The 24,458-nt window shown below is 38.3% G+C and carries 22 protein-coding genes and 1 other RNA gene; 12 read left to right on the top strand and 11 right to left on the bottom strand.

Features of this window, described 5'->3' with window-relative positions:
* Nucleotides 1-40 precede the first annotated feature (40 nt).
* From ACFFIP_RS11870 to ACFFIP_RS11845, 6 genes are all read left to right on the top strand, one after another.
* A complete protein-coding gene (locus ACFFIP_RS11870) occupies nt 41-703 on the top strand; it encodes a hypothetical protein (RefSeq protein WP_382387867.1) in 663 nt (220 codons plus the stop codon).
* 14 nt (nt 704-717) lie between these two features.
* On the top strand, nt 718-1,287 hold the full coding sequence (locus ACFFIP_RS11865) for a hypothetical protein (protein ID WP_382387866.1): 570 nt from the start codon (nt 718-720) through the stop codon (nt 1,285-1,287).
* Between the two features lie 203 nt (nt 1,288-1,490).
* Nucleotides 1,491-3,545 (top strand): hypothetical protein, encoded by a 2,055-nt coding sequence (locus tag ACFFIP_RS11860; RefSeq protein ID WP_382387865.1) that lies wholly within the window; start codon nt 1,491-1,493, stop codon nt 3,543-3,545.
* 311 nt (nt 3,546-3,856) lie between these two features.
* The gene (locus tag ACFFIP_RS11855; protein WP_382387864.1) at nt 3,857-4,750 is read left to right on the top strand and encodes an AAA family ATPase; all 894 of its coding nucleotides are present in this window, start codon (nt 3,857-3,859) and stop codon (nt 4,748-4,750) included.
* Nucleotides 4,710-5,684, top strand: coding sequence for a DUF3871 family protein (locus ACFFIP_RS11850; protein ID WP_382387863.1), 975 nt, complete (start codon nt 4,710-4,712; stop codon nt 5,682-5,684). The genes ACFFIP_RS11855 and ACFFIP_RS11850 overlap by 41 nt, the downstream gene beginning before the upstream one ends.
* A 57-nt stretch (nt 5,685-5,741) precedes the next feature.
* Nucleotides 5,742-6,191, top strand: coding sequence for a JAB domain-containing protein (locus ACFFIP_RS11845; RefSeq protein WP_382387862.1), 450 nt, complete (start codon nt 5,742-5,744; stop codon nt 6,189-6,191).
* Between the two features lie 196 nt (nt 6,192-6,387).
* Here ACFFIP_RS11845 and ssrA read toward each other — a convergent pair.
* Nucleotides 6,388-6,790, bottom strand: a transfer-messenger RNA (tmRNA) gene (gene ssrA / locus ACFFIP_RS11840).
* Between the two features lie 332 nt (nt 6,791-7,122).
* Here ssrA and ACFFIP_RS11835 point away from each other — a divergent pair.
* The 3 genes from ACFFIP_RS11835 (at nt 7,123) to ACFFIP_RS19505 (ending at nt 9,633) form a co-directional block, all read left to right on the top strand.
* Nucleotides 7,123-7,803, top strand: coding sequence for a DUF481 domain-containing protein (locus tag ACFFIP_RS11835; protein WP_382387861.1), 681 nt, complete (start codon nt 7,123-7,125; stop codon nt 7,801-7,803).
* Nucleotides 7,804-7,894: 91 nt separating this feature from the next.
* Entirely contained in the window at nt 7,895-9,040 is a 1,146-nt protein-coding gene (locus tag ACFFIP_RS11830) for a DNA polymerase III subunit gamma/tau (RefSeq protein ID WP_382387860.1), read from the top strand.
* Nucleotides 8,944-9,633, top strand: a complete 690-nt coding sequence (locus ACFFIP_RS19505; RefSeq protein ID WP_512700226.1) for a DUF8439 domain-containing protein — start codon at nt 8,944-8,946, stop codon at nt 9,631-9,633. The genes ACFFIP_RS11830 and ACFFIP_RS19505 overlap by 97 nt, the downstream gene beginning before the upstream one ends.
* Here the strand turns inward: ACFFIP_RS19505 and ACFFIP_RS11820 are convergent.
* The 4 genes from ACFFIP_RS11820 to ACFFIP_RS11805 are packed head-to-tail and all read right to left on the bottom strand — an operon-like array spanning nt 9,630 to nt 14,160.
* Nucleotides 9,630-10,619 (bottom strand): DUF3078 domain-containing protein, encoded by a 990-nt coding sequence (locus ACFFIP_RS11820; RefSeq protein ID WP_382387858.1) that lies wholly within the window; start codon nt 10,617-10,619, stop codon nt 9,630-9,632. The two genes, ACFFIP_RS19505 and ACFFIP_RS11820, sit on opposite strands and share 4 nt — an antisense overlap.
* A 24-nt stretch (nt 10,620-10,643) precedes the next feature.
* On the bottom strand, nt 10,644-12,287 hold the full coding sequence (locus ACFFIP_RS11815) for a LysM peptidoglycan-binding domain-containing protein (protein ID WP_382387857.1): 1,644 nt from the start codon (nt 12,285-12,287) through the stop codon (nt 10,644-10,646).
* On the bottom strand, nt 12,284-12,928 hold the full coding sequence (locus tag ACFFIP_RS11810; RefSeq protein WP_382387856.1) for an O-methyltransferase: 645 nt from the start codon (nt 12,926-12,928) through the stop codon (nt 12,284-12,286). Before ACFFIP_RS11810 ends, ACFFIP_RS11815 begins: the two co-directional genes overlap by 4 nt.
* 2 nt (nt 12,929-12,930) lie before the next feature.
* Entirely contained in the window at nt 12,931-14,160 is a 1,230-nt protein-coding gene (locus ACFFIP_RS11805; RefSeq protein ID WP_382387855.1) for a M16 family metallopeptidase, read from the bottom strand.
* Nucleotides 14,161-14,285: 125 nt separating this feature from the next.
* Here ACFFIP_RS11805 and ACFFIP_RS11800 point away from each other — a divergent pair, with 125 nt between their 5' ends.
* On the top strand, nt 14,286-15,575 hold the full coding sequence (locus ACFFIP_RS11800) for an aminopeptidase P family protein (protein ID WP_382387854.1): 1,290 nt from the start codon (nt 14,286-14,288) through the stop codon (nt 15,573-15,575).
* A 96-nt stretch (nt 15,576-15,671) separates the two neighbouring features.
* On the opposite strand, the gene ACFFIP_RS11795 is transcribed toward ACFFIP_RS11800, so the two are convergent.
* Entirely contained in the window at nt 15,672-16,799 is a 1,128-nt protein-coding gene (locus ACFFIP_RS11795) for a PQQ-dependent sugar dehydrogenase (protein WP_382387853.1), read from the bottom strand.
* Between the two features lie 130 nt (nt 16,800-16,929).
* On the opposite strand from ACFFIP_RS11795, the gene abc-f reads away from it, so the two are divergent.
* Together abc-f and ACFFIP_RS11785 are read left to right on the top strand one after the other, a co-directional pair.
* Entirely contained in the window at nt 16,930-18,855 is a 1,926-nt protein-coding gene (abc-f, locus tag ACFFIP_RS11790) for a ribosomal protection-like ABC-F family protein (RefSeq protein ID WP_382387852.1), read from the top strand.
* A gap of 55 nt (nt 18,856-18,910) precedes the next feature.
* Nucleotides 18,911-20,179, top strand: coding sequence for a type IX secretion system plug protein (locus tag ACFFIP_RS11785; protein ID WP_446685331.1), 1,269 nt, complete (start codon nt 18,911-18,913; stop codon nt 20,177-20,179).
* A gap of 62 nt (nt 20,180-20,241) precedes the next feature.
* Here ACFFIP_RS11785 and cas6 read toward each other — a convergent pair whose 3' ends face one another.
* The 5 genes from cas6 to ACFFIP_RS11760 form a co-directional block, all read right to left on the bottom strand.
* On the bottom strand, nt 20,242-21,114 hold the full coding sequence (gene cas6 / locus ACFFIP_RS11780) for a CRISPR-associated endoribonuclease Cas6 (protein ID WP_382387850.1): 873 nt from the start codon (nt 21,112-21,114) through the stop codon (nt 20,242-20,244).
* 101 nt (nt 21,115-21,215) lie between these two features.
* Nucleotides 21,216-22,313, bottom strand: coding sequence for a redox-regulated ATPase YchF (gene ychF / locus ACFFIP_RS11775; protein WP_382387849.1), 1,098 nt, complete (start codon nt 22,311-22,313; stop codon nt 21,216-21,218).
* Between the two features lie 14 nt (nt 22,314-22,327).
* Nucleotides 22,328-23,410 (bottom strand): AI-2E family transporter, encoded by a 1,083-nt coding sequence (locus ACFFIP_RS11770; protein ID WP_382387848.1) that lies wholly within the window; start codon nt 23,408-23,410, stop codon nt 22,328-22,330.
* 118 nt (nt 23,411-23,528) lie between these two features.
* Nucleotides 23,529-23,858: a DUF3276 family protein gene (locus ACFFIP_RS11765; RefSeq protein WP_382387847.1), complete on the bottom strand. Its 330-nt coding sequence runs from the start codon at nt 23,856-23,858 to the stop codon at nt 23,529-23,531.
* Between the two features lie 190 nt (nt 23,859-24,048).
* Nucleotides 24,049-24,396 (bottom strand): 4Fe-4S binding protein, encoded by a 348-nt coding sequence (locus ACFFIP_RS11760; RefSeq protein ID WP_382387846.1) that lies wholly within the window; start codon nt 24,394-24,396, stop codon nt 24,049-24,051.
* Nucleotides 24,397-24,458: the final 62 nt, after the last annotated feature.

The following is a 24,458-nucleotide window of genomic DNA, read 5'->3' as shown; positions in this document are numbered from 1 at the left end:
ATAAAATTAAAGTAAAAATGAAACCCGATTTTTATTGAATATGAACTTTTTAATTTTAAGAATAATCTTATTCCTTTTAGTTACCCAAATATCGTTCGCTCAAACAAACATTGAAATAAATGCACCTGTTACCTGGGAAAGGGTTCATATTAAAGGTTTAGGGAGTTTTGATTTACCTTCAACTATGGAAATTCAAAAAGGAAAATATAGGGAGTATATGGATCAAATTTACAAAATCAAAGGGTTTGACACAGAACGTATTGTTGCCCAACAAGTAGGACTCAATGAGATGGAAAGTACAGGTTTTGAGAGGTACGCTAGAGTTATTCTTGAAACTAAAATTGGTCAATATGGTGATTTCGTTAAGTTAGATTTTGAATTACCCGAGATGTCAAAATCAGAATTAGATGAATTAAACATAATTTTTAAGGAGCAAATAAAAAATCACTTTGTAGGAACAGGAATTAGACTGACAGAATGGTATCCTTTAAAATTCCAAAAAGTCAACAACATGTCATGCTTGCAAATTAGTTACATTCGAAAATTAAATGATAGCCCAGAGGTTATGGTAAACACTTATTACTTTTATAATAATGATAGAGTTCATGAATTAACTCTATCGTATAGAATAAATGAATCTGATTTTTGGAAATCTGATTTTGATAAGATTTTAAAATCATTTAAAATAACTAACGTTAGATAATAAAATTAACTGTTATGAACAATATAAAACTAAAAATTTCATTTTTATCGATTTTTTGTTTCATAGTATTTGAAGGTAATTCTCAAAATCTATTTTTTATTGGTGAAAAAAGCTATCCAAGTTCCGAAAATTTTAATCTTGTAAGTCAAACTGAAGGTCAATTATACATCGAAAAAAAAGTTAATGGTTTTTTTGCAAAAGATGGTGAAGATGGTTTTCTGATTTTAAGTCCAGAAAATGAAAGTCAAATGATGATTAAAGGGAAAATCATTATTTATTTAGAAGATGGAACAATAATAAATTGTTTGGATAGAGGTATTTACGATAGGGTTAATCAAAAATCAACCACAGTTTATAGACTTAATAATCTAGAATTACAAAAATTAAAGAAAAGTGACATACATAGCATAAGATATACATTAAAATGCACTAATTGTACATTTTCAAGCGATGAGGGAGATTACATTGGAAGAAATATTCTAAAAAGTAGTTTTTTATTTAATTATCACAACTCCCAAAATTCAAATCAAACTAAATCAACTAAGTATAGCACAATAAATCTAGTGAACACCCTATTCAATTGAAAAATAAAAAATACTTAAATCAAAATATGATAAGAGTTCTCGAAAAAAACTTTGAGCTGCAATTGATGAACTTTGCAACGATATGGATACCACTGAAAATAAGCAATTAGTACAACAATTGATTATTTTTAAATAAACATATCATAACTTTTAAAAACTCTCAAAAAGCCAAAATCCGGAATGTGTAGATTAAACCCATAATTATGAAATTAGATTTTTCAAAAAACACTATTGTTTTACATCCTGGGCAAAAATTGTCTGAATATAACGTAGATAACCTGAACTTTTCTGAGGGGCTTCCGCATGGAATTCTGAACAAAAGGTACACAGGAATAGGTGCAACTTACTGCGAATTAAATGCACCAAGAAATTCTATTATTGTATTCCCTTACAGAAGACTGGCAAAAGAAAAAGCGGATAAATACAAAGGACTTTTTGTGGGTACTGATTTCAATAATAAATCAATTACTCCTTATGAAATAAAAAAATTTCTGAGAAATGCTTCTATAAAATTTAAAAAAATTTGTGTTGTTGCTGATAGTATTTCAAAGGTTATACAAGCTATAAAAGATATAGGAAAGAATCCATACAAAGATTATTTTTTGGTACTCGACGAGGTGGAAATACTTCAAATGCAATCTGGCTTTAGGAATAGACTTCCATTATGTTTTGACTATTTTAAACTTTTCGAGAATAAGTGCTTTGTTTCAGCCACTCCTTTGGAATTCACAGATAGAGATTTAAAAGAACTTCCTAAATATGAGGTTATAGTAGATACAGAATTATTGCAGATATTACAAATACAAAGATTTTCGGACGATCCGCATATTAGTGTAGCCAATAGGATTGTTAAGTATTTAGAGAGCAATTCACCTAAAAAGTTAAAATTTTTGATTGGAATAAATAGTATTACAGCAATATCTGAGATGATTTATGTTTTTGAACAAGCAAACTTATCTGATATTACTGTACTACTTGGAGAGGGAAGTAAGGAAAATATTCATTCAAGCTATACAAGTAAAGATATTGTAGACGGGAAGCTTCCTAGTAAGATAAACTTGGCTACATGCGCATATTGGAATGGTATAGATATAAATGAGGAATACTTTCCAGTTGCAATTTCGTTGAATAGTAAACTTCATCATTTCTTTAGTTTTGAAAATTTAGTTCAATTTATAGGAAGATGTAGGTTGAATAAAAATCAAATACCAGTATTAGCACTACCTGAAAAAATTAATAGTGGATTTAAACTTGAAAAAATAAAACCAGAGAAAAGGATTGAAGAAGCTAATTCACTAATTGACTCTTTATCAGACATAATTACTTGTGAAACTGATTTAGAAGTAATAAAAGAGGCTTTATCTACAAGTAATAATGGGATAATTTACAAGAGTATAAACAACGAACCCAAAGTAAATTATCTCTTTGGTGATTTAGAAAAGTATAAAGAGGATACCATTTTATTGTTGAAAAACAATGGATTAGGCTTAGTTCAAAAGCTTGAATCATTCTTTTTTATACAAAACTTAAAACTTGATGATTTTGATAATTTATATAAGCCATTATCAAGAGATGAATTATATGACTTAGATATTGATAATTTTCTTTCCTATCTTAATCAAGATTATCCGAGTGAAAAATTAGTAGACAGAATATATAATCATCCGTCAGAAAAAATTAGATTAATTGCTTTTTGGTATCTGTTTGGAAGATTTTTTTATAATAGCGAGGAATCTGCAATGTATTTTGCTAAAGTATACAGTAGGATAGATTACACAAATATGGTAACCCTATCATCTTCATTAATGGAAGGATTTAGGTTTTATATCTGGCAAGAAAATCAATATTTTGAGTTGATTAAATTGATTTTTGAAACGAGGTCAAATAAAAAAAATACAGATACAACAAGACTTTTCTTAGTATTTGATGTTTATAAAGATCATTTTCCTTCAATTTTTAAAAAAGATAAATCTGAGAATTTAATAAAAAGAGACCTTGGACAATTTTTTACTTTCTTTTTTGGGATTGAAACTTCCAATCCAAAATCTAAAAATCAAAATAAATATCCAATAAAATCCATATATGAGTTATTCCCAATTTTTGAAAAAATAAATACACCTTATTCTATTAATATGGTTCAAAATTTAAGATTAGGTCCACGAGGGGGGCAATTGAACCCGAAAGAAATAAAAATTGAAGATATTATTGATTTTGATATTAATAAAATTAAAAAAGTGGGGGGTGCCAAAAAGAGGTAATATAATGATAGCCACCCCCCACATTTTTTGAAGAAAAGCCTATAGACCACATTAAATCATCCTCCCCCCTTAGTTTTTCAAAGACCTTGTTCCCCCACCCATTTTTGCTTTTTACTTAAAAAGTGGAGGTGGATTTAAAAGCATTGAATTCATCACTTTTCTATGATCGTGGAGATTTCTAAGATGCGTGATTAGTAATACTGAGCTTTTATTTTAAAGTAAAAGCTTCCACGCAGGTGTACAAATATCCACCATTTCAGCAGTCCTATGGGCTGCTTTTTTATTTACCAGATAACATATTTATAACAGTTATGGAAAATTCTGTATTCAGAAAGGCTGAGCGAAAGCAAGCTAAAATCAAAATTGGACTTCAGGGTCCCAGTGGGTCTGGAAAGACCACAAGTGCACTCCTTTTAGCTTATGGGCTTGTAGGAGATTGGTCCAAGGTAGCAGTAATTGACAGTGAAAATGGTTCAGCTGATCTATACTCCCACCTTGGAGATTACAATGTATTGGGCATCACAGCCCCCTATACTCCTGAGAAGTATATCCAGGCTATCCACACATGTTATGAGCATGGGATGGAAGCAATTATCCTGGACAGTATTTCACATGAATGGGAAGGTGAAGGAGGTATTCTTGATATTCATTCCAAAATGGCAGGTAATAGCTTCCAGAATTGGAGCAAAGTTACTCCAAGGCACAATGCCTTTGTCAACACAATCCTGAATGTACCTGTTCATGTTATATCTACCATCAGATCCAAGCAGGATTATGTGATGGCTGAAAAGAACGGTAAAGCTGTGCCTGAAAAGGTTGGCCTTAAAGGTGTCACCAGAGATGGGATGGACTATGAATTTACTGTAGTCTTTGATATTGACATCAAACACCAAGCCCGTACCAGCAAGGATAGGACTGGATTATTCAATAATACCCCAGACTTCATGATCAGTGCTGAAACAGGTGATTTGATCAGACAGTGGTGTGAGCAAGGTAAGAAAGCTCAGAATGATCATATTTCTTTATCGGAAAAAATAGAGGCCTGTGATACACTTGAAGATTTATACTCCTTCTATGAATCCCTTCAGAATGTAACTCCTGATATCATGGAATTATTCGTTGCTAGAAAAAAAGAAATTGTTCAACCAAAACCAATTCAATCCAATGGAAAATCTAACCTTGTTGCCCCAAAACCTCAGTTCTAATGGGGGTGCAGCATCACAAAACAAATTTATTGAAGCCAATACAGAGGCTATTGAACTCAAAGAAATAAGGGATAAGCACATTATCCCTGTTTTTTTGAAGGACAACGAGCCTGCAATTTCCCATGTAGAATTCGTGGAGGCAGTATCAGAAACTGCTAGAGATGTTTTCGGTATATCTGAATTGTCCAAACCAATGATAAGGGTATCACATCCAATCAAAGGCAGAACCTATGAAGCCAGGCATAAAAAGGCCAATGAACTGCTTCCTAATGAGAAGACCATTTATTACGAAAGAATGGCTTATATGGTATCATTACCTAACATGATAAAGAATATCAATGGTCAGTTATTGGAGCTAACCATCGGAGGTGTGAAGGCTTATAATCTGGATAATTTCAATTCTACCAAGGGCAGTGCAGAGCATTTCAAGCTGTTTATAGGCTTTAAAAATACAGTTTGCACCAATTTATGCATCTCAACTGATGGCACTAAGTTGGACCTTAAAGCAAAATCAATTGAAGACCTTTATGCAAAAGCTTTTGAACTGTTCACCTCATATGATGGAGTGGAGCATTTCAATGAAATGGAGGCTTTTACTGATTACGAGCTGACTGAATCCCAGTTTGCCCAGCTGATTGGAAGATCCAGGCTCTATCAGCATTTACCCAAGGAGGAAAAATTGGGAATTCCTGAATTGTTGATCAGTGACACCCAGATATCCAAGGTTGCAGATTGCTATTATAGTGACCCAAATTTCAGCCGAAATGATAATGGGAGCATAGATCTGTGGAGGTTTTATAATCTGCTGACAGGGGCTGTTAAAAGCTCCTATATTGACAGATTTCTAGAGCGTGAGTTGAATTCATTTGACTTTACCAAACAGGTGAGAAATGCCCTGGATAGTAATTCAGGAGATTTCTGGTATTTGAATTAATTATCTGGGAGTTGTACAGAATAGTGCAGCTCCCTTTTATTTCTAACCAAAAAAACAATGGAAACAGTATTAAACGAAATAGAGGTTTCTTATAGACCTAAAAAGGAATTATCAGATCCTTTATATATATATAACTCTTGTGATGCATTCAAGGTAGGATACCCAATATTTGACCAAAATCAGATAGCTATGAGAGAGGAATTTGTTGTCATTTATCTTAATCGTGCAAACAGAGTTTTGGGTTATTCTAAGGCTTTTACTGGTGGGATAAATGGCGTGGTGTGTGATCCCAGGATAATTCTGGCAATTGCTTTAAAAGGGATGGCATCATCCATCATTTTGATGCACAATCACCCTTCTGGGAATTTGAAACCATCAGAGCAGGATAAAAACCTTACCAAGAAAATTAATGCAGCCTGTGAGGGACTGGATATTTACCTAATGGATCATCTTATTGTTACGGATGATGGAAAATATCTCAGTTTAAGGGATGAGGGTATGATTTGATTTATTCAGACCATGAGTGATTGCTTTAGTCGAACTGACAAAGTTAAAAAGGTATTTCTTCGCTAGAGGAAGTTTTTGTAAATTGAAATTGAAAATGATGTTCAACCAGGCAAAGCCACCTTATTGCCACCAAGTAAAATCAGTCAAAAAATAAACCCTTGCAAATCAGTTGTTTACAAGGATTTATTTAGTAGTTAAGTGGAGCTGGAGGGATTCGAACCCTCGTCCAGATAGGGAAACACCGTACCGTCTACATGCTTAGTCACCTGTTGGGTTTTCGATCAGACACTGCTGGATGACACACCGATGTCTGACTTAGCCACTGGTCTTAGCCCTGATTAGTAGCCTCACAGGGAGCATCACTGTCTGGTCGACACCCCAAATCCACCCGGACAATGCGACAGGCGGTGGGATGTGGCCGGGGAGTCACGCTTGTAACTCAACCCTTTAAGCAGTATCTATCCCCGAAGGGTTAGATTAGGCAGCCATGGCGTAACGAGTTTCGCCAATTATGTTCGTATGAATCTTTCAAGGCCGTACATACTCCAGCCTGCATGCGAGCCCAGTCCTTACACCTACTGTCAAGACCGGTCAGCCCCTTATGGGCTTTGATCAGATGACAAATATAGCAGGAAAAAAGTTCAAATGACAAACTCTAAAGATCCTCCTGAATGAGATTCCACAAAAAAGAGTGAAGACTGACTTTATCTTTTACTGAATGGGAGAGGCCTGTCATTTTTGATTGAAGGGTTCTTTTTGGGTTTAACCTTGGAATCCACTGTAGAATTTCAAAACTTTGTATAAACCAAATTTTAACTTTGTTTTGAGGCGATATATCACGTTTTTATTGTTTTTAATTTCATTCTCTTCCTTTTCCCAAATATTGAATATTGAAAGGTACCGGCTGGAAACAGATTCCTCTAAGAATTTCATGGCCAAGGTAACCGCTGGTGTCAATGCTTATAACAGAAGTGCTGCAGCTGAAGATCCGGTCAACCTTTTTGGCTACAAATGGGATATCAATACCATGTATCAAAAAGGCAGGCATGCTTATGTTTTTGTATCCAATTTTGACTATCTGAAAATCAATGAGGATGATTTTCTGAACTTTGGACTCATTCATGGCAGGGCCATCTTCGATTATGACAAGCCTGTCAATGTGGAAACTTACGTACAATATAGCTTTGATAATTTCAGGGGATTGGAGCCAAGGTGGATCATAGGGGGCACTTTCAGGTATAAGGCTGTCAATAGCCAACGATTGACCCTGATTCTTGGAGTTGGAGGACTTTATGAAAAGGAAAGGTGGTTCCATCCCAACGATGAAGATGTCATTAGGACCCACTTTTTAAAAAGCTCAAACTATGTCTCCATGAGATTGTCCATCAATGATTTTGTGGATTTTAATATGGTGAGCTATTATCAAGTGGGATATGATAGAGAGATCGAAGCTTTCAGGAACAGGTTCAATGGCAACCTGAATCTCAATACTAAAATCACGGACCGGTTTTCTTTTACCAACTCCTTTGAGTTCTCTTATGAGGATAAACCCATTGTGCCCATTACCAAGTTTATTTTTGCTTTCAAATCGGGAATATCTTTTGATTTTTAATATTCCTTAAAATGAGGAGTTTACAAAAAAATAAATGGACATTGCTCAATAGGCAAGGGTCAAAATTCCAATTATTTTATATCTTGCGGTGATGGAAAATTTTGTTGTTTCAGCCAGAAAGTATAGACCTTCCAATTTCAAAAGTGTAGTGGGCCAAGGGCACATCACTACTACTTTGAAAAATGCCATCAAAAATAACCATTTGGCACAGGCATTTCTTTTTTGCGGTCCAAGAGGAGTGGGTAAAACCACCTGTGCAAGGATTTTGGCCAAAACCATCAACTGTGAAAAGCTGACACCTGAATTTGAAGCCTGTAACGAATGTGATTCCTGCAAGGCCTTCAATAACAACGCGTCTTTCAATGTACACGAACTCGATGCTGCCTCCAACAACTCGGTAGATGATATCCGTAACTTGGTAGAGCAGGTTCGTTATGCACCGCAGCAGGGACAATACAAAGTCTATATCATTGATGAGGTGCACATGCTGTCCAATCAGGCCTTCAATGCATTTCTGAAGACTTTGGAGGAGCCTCCTAAGTATGCCATCTTTATCTTGGCAACTACGGAGAAGCATAAAATTATCCCAACCATTCTTTCTCGTTGTCAGATTTTCGATTTCAATAGGATTCAGATCAATGATATCTCAGATCACCTGAAGTACATTGCAAAAGAAGAGAAAATCGAGGCGGAAGAAGAAGCCTTAAGGTTGATCGCGACCAAGGCCGATGGCGCCTTGCGTGATGCGCTTTCCATATTTGACCTGATCGTCACCTATTCTGCGGGAGACAAACTTACTTATCAGGAAACCATCAGTAATCTCCATATCCTGGATTACGATTACTATTTCAAAGTGGTGGATGCCTTATTGGCAGGAAATATTTCCAATGTCTTATTGATTTTTGATGAGATCCTTAAAAAAGGATTTGATGGCCACAATTTTATCAATGGACTCACAGAACATCTGCGTGATCTGATGGTCTGCAAGGATCCTATGACTATAGACTTGATCCAGGTTTCGGATGCTGCCAAAGAAAGGTATTTAGAGCAGTCCCAAAACTGCAGTATATCGTTTTTATTATCTGCGCTGAATATATGCAACCAATGTGATATCAATTACAAGGCGAGTAAAAACCAGAGATTGCATGTGGAATTGGCTTTGATGAAGTTGGCGAAACTACCCCAGGCCATCAGTCTTGCAGTTTTGGCTCAAGAGGAATCAAAAAAAAAAGCCTGACTGAGGCTTCCCCAAGCGACAGTAATAATGGTTCCATAGCTCCTTCCTTATTTAAGGAAGCCAATCCTTTTGCTGCAAAGAAAACCCCTGTTCAGAAAACTGTTTCCATTCCGACCAGCATTGCTGCTGCCAAAAAAATTGTTCAGGAAAAGCCCAAGGATACGGTAGTTGCCAATGAGGAAAAAGAAAAAGAAGTCAGTTCGCCTACTGTTCCTGTTAACGCGGAAGTTTTTGACCTGAATAAGCTTACCAATGTACTTTTTGATATCACTGAAGAGTATAAAGCTCATCATAAGAACCTTGAAGTGACGGTCCTGAAGCAACCTGTAGTCTTAGAAGGGGAGCATATTACTTTTCAGTTGAACGGAGAGATTCAACAGGATATTTTTTTAAAGATCAAACCTGAGGTACTGAGTTTATTGAGAAGAAAACTGAATAATTACAGCATTCATCTCGAACATGTGATCAAGGAAGAAGATAACAGCGGAAAGCGAAAACTCTATACCAGTACAGACAAATTACAGTACCTAAAAGAGAAGTCACCGGCACTTGTTGAACTCCAAAAAAGATTTGGATTGGAAACGGATTTTTAGAAATCCAGGGCCAATCCGAAATTCAGCATGTTCTGAAATTGTATGGCCCGTTTGGGTGGCCCATCTGATTGTTGGATAAATACCCGCTCATCATAGATCATGATGGTTTCAATACGGGTTGTAATGTATTTGTTTACTTTCATTGACACTACTGAATTGAAGTTGACCACAAAGTTTCCAAGTTTTTCGAAGTTGGTAAAGAGGTTCAAATCAGCCCTCCATCTTATATCTTCCAGGATTTCAAAATCGGTAGTAGAACTGAGGGAAAGACCTGCTTCTGCCCTTACCACTTCACCTGGAATCACACCAAATGCCCCTGCATTACTCAAGGAATCATCCAGTACTACTGTAAACCTTCCTGTAAAGGGAGATGCAATAATGGAGATCCGATCTTTGTTGGCAAATTCTTTCCGGTAGTTCAGACCAGTAGAAGACTGAATATAGGCTGGAGCCAGCAAATCTGAAATTTTACTTCTTGAATCCAGTTCATCTCCTGATTGTCTAAAATAGCGGTAACCTCCCAATAGTTGCGTTCTGGCATCAATCTGAGTGGAAAGAAACCAGATGTCCGTAAGCTCTCTACCGTATTTACTGATGAAAATAAAGTTGTCGTTTGTTTTTCTGGTTTTAAACCTTCTTTCGGATTGACGGTTGAAGCCCGCATTGACAGTCAGTTTGGTGTCCCAAATGATCTGATCTTTTTTATAATTGGCAAACATCACCAAACCTGTGTTCAAAGCCAAGTTGCTAGCTCCTCCGGCATTCCAGTTAGAAAGGCTTACCTGCTGAATACTCAGGTTAAAGTTGCCCCCCTTTTCCCAATAGATGGGTTTGATTTTTTCTTTGAGGATGATAGAGTCACCCAACATAATGATGGTGTCACCACTGATGAGAAGCGTATCTGCTACTATCTGCCTATCCTGTGCCAAAGAACTTCCAAGTGCACTGATGACGAGTAAAAATGTTAGGATATATCTATTAAGCATAGAAGATTTCCTGGAATGAGTTGGTTATTGTTTGATAATTGTAATTCTTTGCCCCACCTTAATGGTATTGTCGGGCAAGTTATTCCATTTTTTGATATCTTCCACGGAAACACTATACCTTTGGCTTAATCTGAATAAAGTTTCTCCTTGTTGAACCACATGGGTGATTCTTTCCTGACCTGAAGATGGGGGAGCGGTCTGTCGTGGAGTTTCCGCTCTTGGCTGTGTAGTCACAGGTGAAGGATTGCTTTGTGGGGGGGCTGATTGTACTGGAGCCTGATGGGTTGGGTCAGGTTGTGGATTACTGGCAGCAGCCATTCTTCTGAGTTCCTGAGCAGGGGCCATTTTGATATCTTCACCTCTTTTTCTGTGCTCTTGTAGATTTAGTACCATCCCTGCTCTGATATCTTTATCTGTTCTGATTCTATTTTTGGCTTTTAGTGAGGATAATTTGATACCATATTTCTGAGAAATGGCCCAAAGGGTCTCTCCTGGCTGCACGATATGAGTGGCCACTTCTGCCGATGAACTTTTATTTTCAGTATAATAGTATTTGCCGGTTTCTACCCGTGCACCTTTATCAAGGTCATTAAATTTCCTGAATCTTTTACCCTTAATACCGATTTTTTCAGCATAACCTTCAGCATCAGCGGTTTGATTGGCCTGTATGCCTTCGAGATTGTTTACCCTGATCTGGTTTGGTCTTGTTGCATACTGTTGGTTTCCTGTGATTCTAGGATAAGCAGGGTTGCTTGTCTGATAGAATTGGTTTGAAGAAGCAGTAGATTGATTGTATCTGTTTTCCGATTGTATAATTGCAGGAGTTACAGGTGGCATTCCTTGTCTTAGATAAACAACAGAATAAGTTTTGTCCCCAGGGATTTGACCTCTGTTTGCCCATTTGTTGTATTCCTTTAGATGGTCTTCGCTTACACCTAATCTGGGGGCCAATTCTTTAAGACTTGTAGGTCCCTGGATACGGACTTCTTCCAAATACCCCGTATTGCTGACCAGAACACCACCTGTCTGATGTTGGAAAGCGACTTTATGGGCAAGGAATTTTTTGAAGTACCAATGGGAATTGCGGTCGATTTCTATGACTTTTTTACCATTTAATTGCGTGCCAAAATAGGATTTTGCACCCCCTAGGCCCATTTGATAGGATACGAGGGCACACATCCAGTTGTCAAAATGAGCATTATGTTTTTTGAGATAAAGAGCTGCGCCTCTGCTGGAGGATACAATGTTTTTTCGCTCATCTACCTGATTGTCTACACGTAAGAAAACTTCCTCTGCTGTCCCTTGCTTAAACTGCCAAAAACCAACAGCATTGGAAGTGGAAACAGCATCTGCAATTAATCCTGATTCCTGAATGACCAGGTATTTGACTTCATCAGGTACCCCTACCTCTCTGAGTTCTCTTTCGATCAGGGGCATGTACAAATTTGCACGTTCAGCTTTGACTTTGAAATAGTTTGGATTTCTATAAAGGGCATCCACATCTAATTGGATTTCCCTCCTCGCCTGTTCATTGATCCGGATGGTAAGATCTGCAAAACTCATTTCACGCGGCACCTGTGGTACCTGAGCCCAAGCGCTTAAAGAAATAAAAAAAAGAATGCTGAATACAGTGAGTTTCAGCAATATTGATTTGCTTATCTTTTTCATAATTTTCTTGCCATCATTAATCCGTCTCTAATGGGTAAAAGTACATTTTCTACCCTTGGGTCATTCTGAACCATCTGGTTGAAATCCAATAAGGCTTGGGTATCTTTGTCGATTTTTTTACCTCTTTCGACAAGTATTTTTCCTGACCATAATACATTGTCAGCAAGGATAATGCCTCCGGGATTCACTTTGTCGATGACCAAGTTATAATAATTGGTGTAATTGGCCTTATCAGCATCAATGAATACCATGTCAAAATTTTCATCTATTTCTGGAATAAGTTTCATTGCATTGCCCAATCGGTAATCAATTTTATGGCTTATCCCTGATTTTTCAAAAAATCCTCTGACCATTGTTTCAAGTTCATCATTGATGTCCAATGTGATCAGTTTACCCTTTTCTCCAAGTCCTCTAGCCAAACAAAGCCCTGAATAACCTGTATAGGTTCCGATCTCCAAGATTACTTTCGGATTGAGCAATTTGACCAACATTTCCAGGGTTTTTCCCTGCAAATGTCCGGACAGCATTCTGGGCATCAGTACTTTGGTGTGTGTTTCCCGTGTGATATGCTTCAACAGACCATCCTCTTCAGTGGTGTGGTTTTCACAGTAAGCCAGTAATTCCGGGGCAATAAATTCCATTCTTATGCTGGTATATAGGTGAGGTAACTCAACTGGTCAGGATCAAATACATCATTGGCTATTTCCAACAAATCCTCGGCAGTCGTTGCTCTAATGATCTCAAAGATAGTATCAAGCGAGTCAATTTTGCCCTTGTCCAGTAGGTTTTTGCCAAAAACCAACATCAAGGCCGCATAATTCTCCTCAGCCATAGCCATTTGACCGATTGCCTGCTCTTTGGCCATATGCAGTTGAAGCGTGCCGAGCTTCTTGTTCCTCAACTTGTTCATTTCTCTAAGAACTATTTTTTTGGCTTTCTTGACCGTGTTTTGCTCGGTTCCGAAAAATACGCCTACGAATCCGGTATCTGAATAAGTTTGGTAATTGGATTCCACACTATATACATAGCCGTACTTTTCACGGAGGGCAAGATTCAATCTCGAATTCATACTCGGTCCGCCCAATATGTTATTGAGTAAATAGAGCTGGAATCTTCTTGGGTCATATAGGGAATAAGCAGGTTTCCCGATAGCACACTGTGCCTGCGTAATCTCTTTCTGTACTTCCTTTATATGAGGTTTGTAAGTTGTGAAGCCACTTCTAGTGTACAGACTCCTTTTCATAGGGATAGCAGAAAGGAAGCCTTCGACCTTTTGCAGGACCTTATTGAATGAAATATTGCCAATGACAGAAAATACAATTTGTGTGGTGTCAAACCTTGATGAGATGAAATCAAAAAAATCCTCCTGAACGAAGTTTGCTACTGTCTCTTCATTGCCGAGAATATTGCGGCCCAGTGCATGGCCATCAAATACCAAGGCATCAAATTCATCCTGAATGGAATCCTCAGGAGAGTCTCTGTACATGGCCATTTCCTCTAAGATCACCTGCCTTTCCTTTTCAATCTGTTTTTTAGGGAAAGTACTGTTGAAGGTGATGTCACATAGAAGTTCAGCAGCCTTGCCGAAATGCTCCTTGAGAATACTGGAGTAAAAACAGATCTTTTCCTTAGTTGTGTAAGCATTAAGCTCTCCGCCCAAAGACTCCAATCTGTTGATGATATGATAGGCTTTTCGCTTTTTGGTGCCTTTAAAGGCCATATGTTCCCAAAAATGGGCAATTCCCTCTTGCTCTTTTGACTCATCCCTACTGCCGATATTGAGGATAAAGCCGCAATGTACAATTCTAGTGTGGGTTACTTCCTGATGGACGATCCTGATGCCGTTGGGTAATTCCTTGAGATTATATAACATGCTATTCTAATTCCTTCGCTTAATGTACAAAAATAAAAGACTTGATCGACAGTTTTTTTACCCAATGGATAAATGGTATTTTTGGTTCCAGTTCAAAGTTAAAATTCAAAACCCGAATCTGACCAATGAAATATAACCCACTTCCCCAAAGTCTTTACATCAAAAACCGTAAGAAACTTGCTGATAAGCTTCCTGCAAAATCCGTAGTGGTTTTTCATGCCAATGATATCATGCCTACCAATGCAGATGGTACAATGAGATTTCGCCAAAATAACGATTTGTTTTACCTGACCGGCATCGATCAGGAAGAAACAATTTTGGTTATCTGCCCGGATTTTCCGGATCCAAATATGAGAGAGATTCTTTTTCTTAGGGAAACCAACGAACATATCGCCATTTGGGAAGGGCATAAATATACCAAAGAAGAGGCACTGGCCGTCTCAGGTATCCAAAACATCCAATGGGTGGCCAATTTTGACCAGGTATTCAATACGTTAATGGCCCTGAGCCAGCTTGTGCTATTGAACTCCAACGAGCATCTGAGAGCGGATATACAGGTAGAGTCCAGAGATGCACGATTTATCAAGAAATGTAAGGAAAGGTACCCCCTTCATCATTATCATAGAGTAGCGCCATTGATGCATCAGTTGAGGGCAGTGAAAGAGCGGGAAGAAATTGATCAGATGCAAATTGCCTGCGATATCACAGAAAAAGGATTCAGGAGGATTTTATCTTTTGTGAAACCAGGAGTGACCGAATATGAAATTGAAGCCGAATTTATCCATGAATTTATCCGTAATCGCAGCAAAGGCTTTGCTTATGAGCCAATCATAGCCTCTGGACCGAATGCCTGTGTTCTTCATTATATTGAAAATAAAGAAGTTTGCAAAGATGGCGATCTGATCCTTTTTGATGTTGGAGCTGAATATGGAAATTATAATGCAGATATGAGCCGCACTATTCCTGTTAATGGCAAATTTACCAAGAGGCAAAGACAGGTGTATGATGCAGTGCTCAGGGTGCAAAGAGGAGCCATGGACATACTTCGACCAAGTGTTAATATTCAGGATTACCACAGGGAAGTTGGCCTGATGATGCAATCTGAATTGTTAGGCTTGGGCTTATTGGATCAGACTGATATCAAGAATCAGGATCCAAAATGGCCTGCCTATAAAAAGTATTTTATGCATGGGACTTCCCATCATTTGGGCTTGGATGTGCACGATGTGGGTACCATGCATGACCCCATTACTCCGGGTATGGTGTTTACTGTAGAGCCGGGTATCTATATACAGGAAGAGGGGATGGGAATCAGGTTGGAGAACAACATCGTTATTCTAGAAGACGGTTATTTTGATTTGATGCGCAATATCCCAATTGAGGCGGAAGAAATCGAAGCCTTGATGAATCAATAGAAATTCGGATATCGAAAGTCGGATTACGGAAATTTGAATAACAAGGAATCAAAATAGAAGCTTGAAAATTCGAAAATCTGAAATCCGACTTTTCACTTATTTTTTGTAGGTGATCTTGTAGATACAATTGGCCATATCATCAGAGACCAACATACTTCCATCCGGCAATTGGAGTACATCCACCGGTCTGCCCCATACGTCCTGGGTTTCTTCATTTAGCCAACCTTCTGCGAAAACTTCTTCTTTGACAACTTTTTGATTTCCGTCAATAACGACATTCGTCAACTGATAACCGATTTTTTTACTGCGGTTCCAGGAACCATGCTTGGCAATAAAAATATTGTTTTTGTATTTTGAAGGGAATTGGTTTCCGGTATAAAATCTCATTCCCAAAGGGGCTGTATGTGGGCCCAGTTTGGCGGCTGGAGCTGTATATGCGGTTTTGTCCTTCCCTTTATTGCCAAATTCCGGATCTTTTACATCACCGGCATGCCAGAAAGGATATCCAAAATGCATTCCTTTGTTAGGAGCGCGGTTAAGTTCACAATCCGGGATGTTGTCTCCCATCATGTCTCTTCCATTGTCGGTAAACCATAACTCTTTGGTCTCGGGATGCCAGGTAAAACCCACTGTATTTCTGACACCTTTGGCAAAAATCTCAGGGCGCATGGTCGGGGATTTTACATCTATCCTTGTAATAGAAGCAAAAATCTCTTCCGGATCGCAGATGTTGCATGGTGCACCAACAGGGACATACAACAAACCGTCAGGACCGAATGCAATAAACTTCCAGCCATGGTGGGCTTTGTCCGGATATTGGTCATAGACGACCTCATAACTAGGATTTTCCAGGTTTTTTTCTATATTTTTAAAGCGAAGAATCCGGCTTACTTCTGCCACATAAAGATCTCCATCTTTGAAGGCCACGCCATTGGGCATCCTTAGCCCCTGGGCCAAGGTGTATTTTTTATCCGCTTTGCCGTCTCCATTGGTATCCTTGAGGGCATATACATTTTTTCCCTGTCTGTTGCCTACAAAAATAACACTGCCGTCAGCATTCATGGCAAGGGAGCGAGCATCGGGAACATCCTCTGCCCAAACAGAAATGCTGAAGCCGGCCGGCAGTTTGATGGTTTCTAATTGTATGTAATTGTTTTTGTTTCCCTGACCATTGCAGGATAGGGAAAGCAATGAAAGCACAAGTAAACTCAAGATTCTTCTCATCAGTCTATTTTCTTTTTTAGGATCAACATTTCAGATTGTCAAATGTTAAGTTAGGCTAAATTTTTTGTTGGGACAAAGTAATAATTGATAGAGCCCCTTTATTAAAAAATAGAATGCCTATTTTTGCGGCATGTTATCCATCAATAATCTCTCTTATTTTATCGGAGGTAGAGCCCTTTACGAAAATGCCTCACTTCACATCAAACCTAAAGACAAAATCGGATTGGTCGGCCTCAATGGCACAGGTAAGTCCACCTTGTTGAAAATCATCAATGGTGACTTCCAGCCCAGTTCAGGAGAAGTCCAAAAAGCAAAAGACTGTACCATTGGATTTTTGAATCAAGACCTGCTTTCTTATCAGTCGGAGGACAGTATACTTGATGTGGCATTAGAGGCATTCAAGGAGACATTAAAACTTCAGGATGAAATTGATGCTGTGCTCAAGCAGATGGAAACAGATCATTCAGATGAGATTATCAATCGATTGGCCAAACTTCAAGATCGGTTTGAAGCCAATGAAGGCTATACCATCAAAGCTAGAGCGGAGGAAGTCTTGGAAGGAATAGGGTTTAATACAAAAGACCTGAGCAGACCCCTGAAAACTTTTTCAGGGGGTTGGAGAATGCGGGTGATGTTGGCCAAACTCCTTTTGGAAAAGCCATCCTTATTGATGTTGGATGAACCTACCAACCACCTTGATCTTCCTTCCATCCAATGGGTGGAAAATTACCTGAAAACTTACGAAGGTGCAGTAATTGTGGTTTCCCATGATCAAGAGTTTTTGGACAACTGTGTCGATACTATAGTGGAGGTTTCCAATGGTACACTGACTGTATATTCAGGTAACTATTCTTTCTACCAAGAGGAGAAAAAGGATAGGATGGAAATCCAGCAGAATGCGTTTGAAAACCAACAGCAGATGATCAAGCAGACGGAGCGTTTTATTGAACGTTTCCGAGCCAAGGCCACAAAATCCAATCAGGTTCAGTCCCGGATCAAAGCATTGGACAGAATGGAACGTGTGGCAGAGGTAGTGGATGATAATATTTCAGTGAATTTCAAATTCCGTTTTTCCCAAAAATCAGGTCGGGATGTGGTAAGCTTGGACCATGTGTCCAAATCTTATGGGGATTTGGTGATCTTGAAGAATAGTACTGCCAGAATTGAAAGGGGGGATAAAATCGCTCTTATCGGCGCTAATGGAAAGGGTAAATCCACTTTGCTGAGAATCATAGATGGCACTGAGCCAATTCAAGGGAAAAGAGAGCAAGGACATAATGTGATCAAATCCTTCTATGCACAGCATCAGTTGGAAGCCCTCCATGTTGATAATGAAATTTTGCAGGAGCTTCAACAGGCAGGTTCAGGGAAAACAGATACTGAACTGCGCAATGTGCTGGGCTGCTTTTTGTTTTCCAATGATGATGTGTTCAAAAAAATCAAAGTGCTTTCCGGTGGTGAAAAATCCAGGGTGGCCTTGGCGAAAACCCTGATTTCAGAGGCTAATTTTCTGTTATTGGATGAACCTACCAACCACTTGGATACGCAGTCTGTCAATATTCTGATTCAGGCTTTGCAGCAATACGAAGGTACTTTTATCACTGTTTCTCACGATAGACATTTCATCCGGGGAGTAGCCAATAAAATCTGGTATATCGAAGATCATCAGATCAAAGAATACCCAGGGTCTTATGAGGAATATGTTTATTGGAAATCCCAACAGGAGGAGTTGAAAGTTCAAACTGGATCAGACAAAAAACAAAAAACTGAGAATAAGAAAAAGTCCTACTCAGACACCGAGCTTAACCAAGCTAAAAATGAACTGAAGAAAAAAGAACAGCAATTGGCTCAAATTGAAGAGCATATCCTCAAGATTGAAGCGTCCAAAAGTATGATGGAAGGGCAGATGGCTGATCCCGAGGTGTTTTCAGATAGTGCAAAGCTGGAAACAATCAACAAGGAATATCAGAAGTTGAAAGAGGAAGAAGAAAGACTGAATAGCCAATGGGAGATGCTGGTTGAGGAAATCGGAGAGCTTCAGGAAACCCTTAAGTAATCCTTTAATCTTTGGCATTATTTTTTATATTGGATTCTAATCAAAATAGATCATGATGCGAATAGCTCTTATATTCATTCTTTTCTTTTGCGGAATATCCCAACATAGCCCAGCGCAACAGGTCTATACAGATCGGGTTTTTGAGGAAAACATTCTGTCAGTTCGCCTGCATCCCAACACAGGGGACTTTGCTGCCCAAATGAATTCACCCATTTTGGATTTGGCAGGAGGGGTATCTTTGATGCTGTCTTTTGATGATCTGGCATATGATCCGGATATGTTCTCTGCCAAAATCATACACTGCAATGCTGATTGGACGCCATCTGACCTGAAAGACCCAGAGTATCTCAATGAGTATAACGAATTCAATATTCTCCAATACGATTATTCTATCAACACCAGAATCCCCTATATCCATTATAATTTTGTGCTGCCTAGGGTAAGGAAGTCAGGTAATTATGCTATAATAATATACAGAGGCAGGGACCAAAACCAAGTAGTACTGACCCGAAGATTTATGGTTTACCAAAATGCCATTAACCTTGCTGCCAGGGTGGTTACCCCCAGCCAAACAGAAGTGAGAAGGCAGGTGCAGCAGATTAGCCTGAATCTGAATTATAAGGGAAGGGATTTGTTCGATCCAAGATCCAATCTAAAAGTTGTTATCCGTCAAAATCAAAGATGGGACAATCAGAAAGTATTGACAAGGCCTACGATGATCAGGGAAGATTCCAAAATGATAGAATATAACCTGATTGATGGAAGCAATACTTTTTGGGGAGGTAATGAATTCAGATTTGTAGACCTGAGGTTTGTAAGAGCAAGGGGGATCAATGTGAAAGCTGTCAGGATGGAAGAGGATGTGGTCTATGCAGAAGGAGGTATGGATCAGGCTCGACCTGATGGAGTATATTCTCAATATTTGGATGTCAATGGACAGTATGCCATCATGAACCTAGAGCGGCAAAATCATGAGTTGGAAAGTGAATATATGGTCATGACTTTTAATCTGGAAGCTGAGGGAATAAAGGAGACTCCTTATATTATAGGAGCGCTGACGCAGTGGGGGGAGAGTCCTGACGCCAAAATGACCTTGAATAAAAAGACAGGAGCATTTGAGACAACCTTGATTTTAAAGCAGGGCTGGTATGACTATCAATATGCCTACAAGACCAATGAGGGTTGGGATACCTTGCCACTGGAAGGAAGTTTTTTCGAGACTGAAAACGAGTACGAAGTATTGGTATATTACAGGGACATGGGATCAAGATACGACGAACTTATAGGCTATTTTAATCTCAATCCGAATAAGAGAAGGCTCTAAGCATTAAGTTCGATTTGAAAGAGAAATGTAAAAAAAAGCCGGTCTTTTGACCGGCTTTTTTTTTACATTTCTTCTTGTCCACCTTCAAGTTCATCGGGTTTTTGTCTCTCAACTTGAGATTTGTAAGGAATGAATCCTTCCCTTTTGAATTTGTAGGGTTCAGTTTTTTGACTTGGCAGATGGTTTGCAAGGTCTAGCATACCAAAACCTTTATGGGTGAAAGCACCCAAGCCACATTTGAATACAAAGTCCTGAACTTCTGGCGCTGCATATAAAGTGAAAGGAAGGGTGTATCCTCTAACTTCATACTTCACGTCCATGTCATAGACTGAGTAGATTCTAGCAAATTTCTTTTGCTGCTCTCTGAGCTTATTTACGTAATTCATGTCAGGTACGACCTGGAACTTGTAGAAAGATTCCATTTGCTCTTGGCTGTACCAGCCTGATCTTTCCATTCTGGTCAAGGTAGATTCATAAAGCAGATCAGAGAATTCATCTGTATCTGGATTAATGAAACGTTTTCCTGACTCATCATTGAAAGATGGGGTCAACAGTACCAAAGGTGAGATACAAACAAATTTGTTTGAACTCTCCAAAGTTGGTTCAGTTTCCTGTTCAGTGTACTCAGGGGACAGAATTAAATTTCCTAACTCAATTTTAGGAGTTTCAAATACCTGCTCCAGCAAATAGTCCATAAATTCTTCATTGGGTGATGAAAGCACTAAAGTGACTAAACTGGAATAGTAATGAAGTCCACTTCTACTTACCTTGGTCTGACCTTTTAGACCAGAGAAGTTGAAGTAATTGTAGTTGAAAAACTCTTCACGCCCACCTTTTACGATGAGACCTTTAAGGAACTGCGCCAGTATGTACTGGTGATGAAAGGGTAAATAAGCACCTTTGTTTTTCAGGGAAAATATTAGTCTTATTCTCACGGTTTTAAAAATAAAATTTAAACAATTGATTAACTGCTTTTTGTTATAGTTTGTATTTTGTTTGGTTTCTTACAAAAGTACAAATATTTTTCAAGAAATTGTTAAACATTGAACCTAAAATGCATAATGTCTCCATCTTGAACAATATATTCTTTTCCTTCAATGGCTATTTTTCCATTTTCCCTACAAGCTGATTCTGATTTAAATTTCTCATAATCAGCTAGTTTTATGACTTCTGCTTTGATGAAACCTCTTTCGAAATCGGTGTGGATCACTCCTGCTGCCTGTGGAGCTTTCCATCCTTTTTTAATAGTCCATGCCCTTACTTCCTGTACTCCTGCTGTGAAATAAGTGATCAGGTCCAATAACTTATAGGCACCGTTGATCAGTTTGTTGAGGCCACTTTCATCCAATCCATATTCACTCAGAAAAAGTTCTTTTTCTTCTATATCATCAAACTCCGCAATCTGTGATTCTATAGCCGCACAAAGGATGATAACTTCAGCATTTTCTTCTTTGATCGCTTCCTTTAATTGGTCCACAAATTGGTTACCGGTTAGGATGCTGCCCTCATCAACATTGGCTACATAAAGCACGGGCTTGATGGTCAAAAGATGAAGATCTCTTACTGCTTCAAGGTCCTCCTTGTCAACATCAATTGCCCTTGCGTTTTTCCCTGATTCCAAACCTTTTTTGAATAGCTGTAACGTTTCTAGTTCTTTCTTTGCTTTAGCATCACCTGATTTGGCGATTTTTTCAATTCTGGCGATTTTTTTCTCTACAGACTCCATGTCTTTGAGCTGAAGTTCTGTGTCAATCACTTCTTTGTCAAAAACTGGATCAACACTTCCTGCCACATGGACAATGTTATCATCTTGAAAACATCTGATCACATGGATGATGGCATCTACCTCTCTGATGTTGGCCAGGAACTTGTTACCCAATCCTTCTCCTTTACTTGCTCCTTTTACCAAGCCGGCAATGTCCACAAATTCAATAACTGTAGGTACCACCCTGTTTGGGTTGACCAAAGATTCCAGAACCTTTAATCTGCTGTCCGGTACAGTCACTACGCCCACATTGGGTTCAATTGTACAAAAAGGGAAGTTTGCAGCCTCTGCTTTTGCACTGGATAAAGCGTTAAATAAAGTAGATTTTCCTACGTTGGGAAGACCAACGATACCACATTGTAAAGCCATTGATGATTTTTCTTTTACAGTTTAAATATTCTGTACTCCCTGTAACCTTTAAAGAACTCCAAAAAGGAAACCCTAAAGATAGTGTAAACAGGTATCGCAAAGACCATTCCTAGGATGCCTGCGATTTTTGCACCGGCAAAGATAATAACAAATATTTCAAGAGGGTGCGCTTTTACAGATTTAGAAAAAATTAAGGGCTGAAGAATGACATTATCGGTAAGTTGTACCAAAGAAAACACCGATAATATTTTTACTACCATAAAAAACACTTCATTGGATGTATCAAAAGTTCCGGTAGACAGTCCTACAAGTACACCAAATGTGGCGCCAAGAATTGGACCTGCATAAGGAATAAGGTTGGCGACAGCTGCAAACACCGCTATAGTCAGTGCATACTCAATTCCCATGATGGTCAGACCGATGGAAGCTAATGAAAAAATACTGGTCAACTGGATCAATAAACCCACCAAGTAATTGGATAGTAGCCGTTCAACTTTGTTGAAGGTTGAGACTGCCAATTCGAAGTAAGCATTTGGGATCAAATTCATAATGTTCCTTCTCAAAAGGCCATTTTCCAAAAGCAGGAAAAAAGTAATAAAAGAAACTGCCATAATGGCAATAAATATTGTACTGGTCGTATTAAAAACAGTATTGAGGATGCCTTGTACATTGATGCCTCCAATGTTGGATATCAAATTTTCCCTTACCTGAGTGATTAAAAAACCAGGTTCGCTTTTTACAAATTCATATTTGATCAAAAGATCTTCAAACTTTCCTACCGGATTTTGGATCTGCTCATAGAGGTAATCCAAGTCATAAGTAGCAATAATTTGGATCTGGGTGCTGATCAAGGGGACAAATAATGCGCCTATCAAAAAAAATACTAGTCCAACAACTGCGAATGATAGAAGGATTGCAATCCAGCGGGGTACATTCTGACCGAGAATATGGAAAGAATTGAGTCTATTGGTAAGCGGTCTAAGTATGGCCGCAATCACCAGTGAAATAACAAAGTATAAGGTAATATTTGAAAAATACCAGCCTGCTGCAAATAGCAGTAACAATATCAATATGAGGTATATAACCGGTTTTTTCATAGTCTATGAAAAAAAGAAAGAAACTTAAGTGAGCATAATATATCAATTAAGCCAACAAGGGGCAAAATAAATATTATCTACATAAGTTTCTTTCCTGATGTAAATGAAAAGACGGGAATTAATCCCACTTCAGTTCATCATCAAATTCACTTTCTGATTCCTCTCTTTCAAACTGTGAAAAGTCAAAATCAGACATCAGATCATTTTTTACATGATCTACGGCTTCTTGAAGCGCCTCAATAAACTTGGCAAAGTCTTCTTTGTAAAGAAAAATTTTGTGCTTCTCAAATGTGAAAGAATCATCTCTCATTCTTCTCTTACTTTCCGTTATGGTCAAGTAGTAGTCATTTGATTTGGTAGCTTTAACATCAAAAAAATAAGTTCTTTTACCTGCTTTTACTCTTTTAGAGAAGATTTCTTCCCTGTCATTACCTCTGTTGTCTTCCACTTTTAAAAGAATTTATGTGTTATGTGTTTGGAATGATTTGCGCAACAAGTTAAATCATTTCGCAAAACATATTCAAGGGAATGTTAAGTTTTTTTTAAATAAAAGGGCCTATTAAATAAGCAAGGGGTTAAAAATCAGAAGTATTTGATCGGATTTAATCAAAAAAAGAGGGTGATGACTCCCTCTTTTTTTATTCTCCGTGCATGAATATTTTTTTGGCAAGCAGTTCTTCCTCGGACTCTCTGTGATCCGGATCATCTACACAGCAGTCAACCGGACAAACAGCAGCACATTGTGGTTCCTCATGGAAACCGGTGCATTCCGTACATTTATCTGTCACGATATAATAAAACTCATCAGAAACGGGGTCTTGTTTTTCATTGGCGTCTATTACGGTACCATCTGCCAAGGTGACTTCTTTTAGTTTGGTACCTCCGGCCCAGGTCCACTCAATTCCACCTTCATATATAGCAGTGTTTGGACACTCCGGTTCGCATGCACCACAGTTGATGCATTCGTCTGTTATCATTATAGCCATAATAGGTTCATTTTTTATTGAAATCCAAAATTACTAATCAAATAACCATTGTTGCAAAAAAA

The organism is Fontibacter flavus (genome assembly GCF_042432905.1).
Taxonomy (GTDB): domain Bacteria; phylum Bacteroidota; class Bacteroidia; order Cytophagales; family Cyclobacteriaceae; genus Fontibacter; species Fontibacter flavus.
This window is presented reverse-complemented; position numbering and strand designations above follow the sequence as displayed.